Genomic DNA, 3,359 nt, shown 5'->3' on the forward strand with positions numbered 1-3,359 from the left:
TGCCTTATGGGCAAAGCCGGTAATGGGGAGCTGGCGGCAATTTGATCGCGCTCCTGCACCAATCACCGCCAACCCCACTCTCCATTACGAGGTACGCCTGAGGAGTTCGATCAGCTGGTCGGTGGGCTGGAAGACGCCGCGCCGCAGGTGGGGCGGCACGATCGCCTCCATCGCATCGAGCTTCTCGGTTGGATCGCCGCGCGTGTAGACCTCGGTGGTCGTCAGCGTAGCGTGGCCCAGCCACAGCGACACCTTTCGGATGTCCCCGGTCGCTTGCAGAACGACCATCGCGCAGGTGTGCCTGAGCACGTGGGGCGAGACGCGTTTCTTGGCGAGACCGGGCTGCTTGCGAGCCGCAGTCGCGGCGTGCTGCCTGAGCAGATAGGCAAAGCCCCATCGGCTCAGCGGCTCACCACGGGCGTTGACGAACACCTCGGGTGTCGCGACCTGCCCGCGGATGGCCAGCCAGGCACGCAGTGCAGCGGCCGCCGGCTTCCACAACGGCAGCGTCCGCTCCCGGCGTCCCTTGCCGAGCACGCGGATGCTCATCGAAGGCAGGTCGATGTCATCGACCTTGAGGCCCGTCAGTTCGGAGACGCGCAGCCCTGCGCAGACGGCCACGTGCAGCATTGCGCGATCGCGGATGCCATCGCGTGTCGCCGGATCGGGAGCGTCGAGCACGGCTTGGAGCTCTTCGCGCAGAAGGTAGGGCACCAGGCGCGTGTCAGTTTTCTTGAACGGGATCGCCAGTACACGGCGGATCTGCTCGAGCGCCGCCGGCTGCCGATACTCGAGGAAGCGGAAGAAGGACTTGATCGCCGCCAGGCGAACGTTGCGCGTCACGGCCGCGTTTTTGCGCTCGTCCTCAAGATGCTCAAGGAAGGCGCTGACGAGCCCGGCATCGATCTGTTCGAGCGTCAGCGCCGAAGGTTTGACCTTGAGCCGGTCGGCGGCGAACACGAACAGCAGCTGGAAGCTCGAGGCATAGGAGTCCCTCGTGTGCCGGCTGGCGCCCCGCTGGCAAGCGAGGGTGTCGCGCAGGAACGTCTCGATGAGGGGAGCGATCGGCGTCATGCTGACCTCCCTTCGGACATGAACGCTTCGCTGGCCATGGCGACATCGCGCAAGAGGTCGGGCGTGGCCTCGAGATACCAGTAGGTCGCATAGATGTTGACGTGACCCATGTAGGTCGCGAGTGCCGCCATGTGCGCCCCGCACCGGCCTCGGCCGGTAGGGCTGCCTTGCAGCGCGCGCACCGCAAACGTGTGCCGTAGATCGTGCAGGCGAGGACGGCGAGCCGACGTCGATCTGATGCCAGCCTTGTCGACCAGCCTGTCGAAGGTCTCCTTGACGGCAATGTAGCGTAGCGGCCGACCGCACTTGTCGATGAAGACCGGATCATCGTCTGAGCCGGGCCCGCGACGTGCCAGGTATCGCTGCAAGCCGGCGACCGCCGTGTCGTGCAGCGGCACCAGTCGCGTCTTGCGGAACTTGGTCTCGCGGATCAGCAGACCGTCGCGGGTCACATCCGCGATCGTCAGCTTCAGGGCTTCGGAGATCCTGAGCCCGGTGGATGAGAGCAGCGCGATCAAGGTCGCTTGCGTGTGCGGGCGCAAGCCGCGCGTTGGCCGAAGCCGCAGCGCAGCTTCGACCAGCCGACTGATCTCGTCTGTCGTGTAGATGTGCGGCGTGCGACGCTTCTTGCGGGCGCCGAAGTGATTTGCCGGCGGCAGCTCGTGCCCGACGTCCTCCACCAGGACATGGCGTACGAAGCGACAGACGGCTCTGAGCCGTGCATCGCGTTGCGCGACGGATGGTCCGAGCGCGGCCCAGTCGATCGCTGTTTTTGTCTCGACGTACGTTTGTCCGCGCTCGGCCGCGAAGGCGGCAAAGCTCTTCAGCAGGTACTCCGCGGTCGACATCGCGAAGCCCGTGGTGCGGCGGAGCGCGAGATAGGTCTCGATGGCGTCCAGCATCAGAGCGCCTCCGGCCACGGCTGAGCAACCTGCTTCAGCAGCGCGACGTCGGCCTTTGCGTAATAGGCCGTCGTGTCGATGCCGCGATGCCGAAGGACGAGGCCGATCTTGTCGAGCGGCACGCCATGGCGCAGCATCTCGGTCGCCGCGGTGTGCCGCAGAGCGTGGGCCCCTTTGACCGGCGCCACGATGTCGGCCCGCTTCATGATACGCTTGACCACCGACGAGATGCCGTCGCCTCGTCGGAATGGACGGCACGGTGCGATCGTGCGCAGGAACAAGAGATCGTTCCGGCGGGTAGACGGCCGGCATTCGAGGTAGGCGGCGATCGCATCCCCGACGTCTTGCGGTAGCGGCAGCCGGACCTCGTAGCGCGACTTGCCGCAGACCCGTAGCGATCCCATTTGCCACTCGATATCCGCGAGACGCAGTTGCGCCACGTCACCGGCCCGCAGGCCGAGGCGCACCAACAAAAGTACGATCGCACGATCACGCCGGCGCCCACCGACGTCGCCGTCACAGGCAGCGATCAGCCGGTCGACCTGCTCGGTCGACAGATACCGGGGCATGTCGGCAAGCTGCCAATGAGCGTAGGCTGGAACGGCGCCGTCGAGACCTGCCTGACAACGGCCTGCGACTGCGAGATACCGCAGGAAGGCCCGCAGGCTCGTCGTCATCTTCTCGATCGTGCCACTCCCGCTATTGCTCGCCCGCTCCCGGAAGTAACTGCGGACATCGTTCGGCCTCCAGCCGTCCGGGTCAGATCGAAGCTCCATCATCAGGCCCGCGGCGTCGCGGGCGTAGAGCCTGACGGTGGCATCGGATGCGCCGCGATGCTTGCGCAGCCACGTCTTGAAGTCGGCGACCAGCTGCGGCTCGGCGGGTGCTGCCCCCACGGCCGCGGACCGGCAAAGGCCGAGCTCGACGAGGTGCCGACGAAAGAGCCTGGCACCGTAGATGGTGTGGTGGTTGCGCCGGCCGCCTTTGGCGCGTGGACACCGGCAAGTGCGCAGGTGCTCGCCGAACGCGGCGAGATCAACGTCCGTCAGGCCCGCGCCTTGCTCGGCCATAACATGGCCGATGTGAGCCGCCGCTCGCAAATAGCGTACCGCTGTCTCGGGGCCATAGCCCTGCCGCTCCAGCGCCGCTGCAAACCCGTCAAGGTAAGGCCCGCTCGGCCCACTGCGCAGATGCCCCAGCATCTTCGCTGCCGAGAAGTACGTCTCCAACATGTCCGTCTCCGTATGTGACCGGCCATCAGTGGCCGACCCAACGGGGCCGCACGGGCGACTTGTAATGGAGAGCTCGAGAGCGGCAATACACAGGAAAATACGGTGATCGCGATTGGCAGCTCCCCATTACCGGCTTTGCCCATAAGGCAGG

3 protein-coding genes are annotated in these 3,359 nt (G+C 66.1%); all 3 read right to left on the minus strand.

Annotated features, from left to right (window positions below):
* Positions 1 to 84: 84 nt before the first annotated feature.
* The 3 genes from FBZ93_RS40305 to FBZ93_RS40315 are packed head-to-tail and all read right to left on the minus strand — an operon-like array spanning position 85 to position 3,208.
* Positions 85 to 1,074 carry a tyrosine-type recombinase/integrase gene (locus FBZ93_RS40305; RefSeq protein WP_146993216.1) on the minus strand — a complete coding sequence of 330 codons (990 nt, stop codon included), beginning with the start codon at positions 1,072 to 1,074 and terminating at the stop codon, positions 85 to 87.
* Entirely contained in the window at positions 1,071 to 1,976 is a 906-nt protein-coding gene (locus FBZ93_RS40310; protein ID WP_146993217.1) for a tyrosine-type recombinase/integrase, read from the minus strand. Before FBZ93_RS40310 ends, FBZ93_RS40305 begins: the two co-directional genes overlap by 4 nt.
* Positions 1,976 to 3,208 (minus strand): tyrosine-type recombinase/integrase, encoded by a 1,233-nt coding sequence (locus tag FBZ93_RS40315; RefSeq protein ID WP_246667868.1) that lies wholly within the window; start codon positions 3,206 to 3,208, stop codon positions 1,976 to 1,978. Before FBZ93_RS40315 ends, FBZ93_RS40310 begins: the two co-directional genes overlap by 1 nt.
* Positions 3,209 to 3,359 lie beyond the last annotated feature (151 nt).

Origin of the sequence: Bradyrhizobium macuxiense (assembly GCF_007993935.1) — a bacterium.
Taxonomy (GTDB): Bacteria; Pseudomonadota; Alphaproteobacteria; order Rhizobiales; family Xanthobacteraceae; genus Bradyrhizobium; species Bradyrhizobium macuxiense_A.